1 protein-coding gene is annotated in these 1,449 nt (G+C 63.5%); it reads right to left on the minus strand.

From position 1 onward, the window contains the following. On the minus strand, nt 1–1,449 hold a 1,449-nt coding region (locus GQB03_RS22575; RefSeq protein WP_200832414.1), incomplete at both ends, for a cadherin-like domain-containing protein.

Here is a 1,449-nt window from a genome sequence, read left to right on the forward strand (position 1 = left end):
CTTCGGATACGGTGAGCGAAGCACTGGTCACCACCGGCACGTCATTGACCGGCGTGTAGCTGATCGTCGCCGACAAGGTGTTCGAGTCCGCGCTGCCGTCATTCACCGTCACGTCAAATGCAGGCGCCACTTCGTTGCCGTCATCGACGAACTGCACCAGGCCACCAGTCAGATCGGCGCTCGTGAAACTCATGATCGGCGTGCCGGGCGCGCCGGAGAACTGGAAGTAACCCCCCGAGACACTACTCACCGTGTAGGTGAAGCTCGAGCTGTCCGGGTCGGAGACGCCGAAGTTCGCGCCGGACAAGGTCACCGTCTGGCCTTCACTCACCGTCAGGCTCGCGCTGTCGAGCACCGGGGCATCGTTCACCGGTGTGTAGCTGATGGTCGCGCTCAGCGTGTTCGAGTCGGCCGTGCCGTCGTTGACCGTCACATCGAAGCCCGGGGCGACCTCGTTGCCGTCATCGACGAACTGCACTAGGCCGCCAGTCAGATCCGCGTTCGTGAAGCTCGTGATCGGCGTGCCGGGCGCGCTCGAGAGCTGGAAGTAACCGCCCGAGATGCTGCTCACCGTGTAGGTGAAACTGCTGCTGTCCGGGTCGGAGACGCCGAAGTTCGCGCCAGACAAGGTCACCGTCTGGCCTTCGGAGACCGCCAGACTCGCGCTGTCGAGCACAGGGGCATCGTTCACCGGCGTGTAGCTGATGGTCGCCGACAAGGTGTTCGAGTCGGCCGTGCCGTCGTTGACCGTCACATCAAACGCGGGCGCCGCCTCGTTACCGTCATCGACGAACTGCACCAGGCCACCAGTCAGGTCGGCGCTCGTGAAACTCGTGACCGGGGTACCGGAGGCGCTACTCAATTGGAAGTAACCGCCCGAGACGCCGCTCACCGTGTAGGTGAAGCTCGCGCTGTCTGGGTCAGCCACACCAAAGTTGCCAGCACCGAGCGTGACCGTCTGACCTTCGGAGACCGTGAGCGAAGCGCTGTCGAGCACCGGGGCATCGTTCACCGGCGTATAGCTGATCGTCGCGCTCAGCGTGTTCGAATCCGCCGTGCCATCGTTGACGGTCACATCGAAGCCCGGGGCCACTTCGTTGCCATCATCGACGAACTGCACCAGGCCACCGGTGAGGTCCGCGCTCATGAAGCTCGTGATCGGGGTGCCAGGCGCACCTGAGAGCTGGAAGTAACCGCCCAAGACGCTACTGACCGTGTAGGTGAAACTGCTGCTGTCCGGGTCGGAGACGCCGAAGTTCGCGCCGGACAAGGTCACCGTCTGGCCTTCACTCACCGTCAGGCTCGCGCTGTCGAGCACAGGCGCATCGTTCACCGGTGTGTAGCTGATGGTCGCACTCAGCGTGTTCGAGTCAGCGCTGCCGTCGTTGGCCGTCACATCGAAGCTCGGTGCCACTTCGTTGCCATCATCGACGAACTGCACCAGGCCTC

Source organism: Cognatazoarcus halotolerans, assembly GCF_009800965.1.
Classification (GTDB): Bacteria; Pseudomonadota; Gammaproteobacteria; order Burkholderiales; family Rhodocyclaceae; genus Cognatazoarcus; species Cognatazoarcus halotolerans.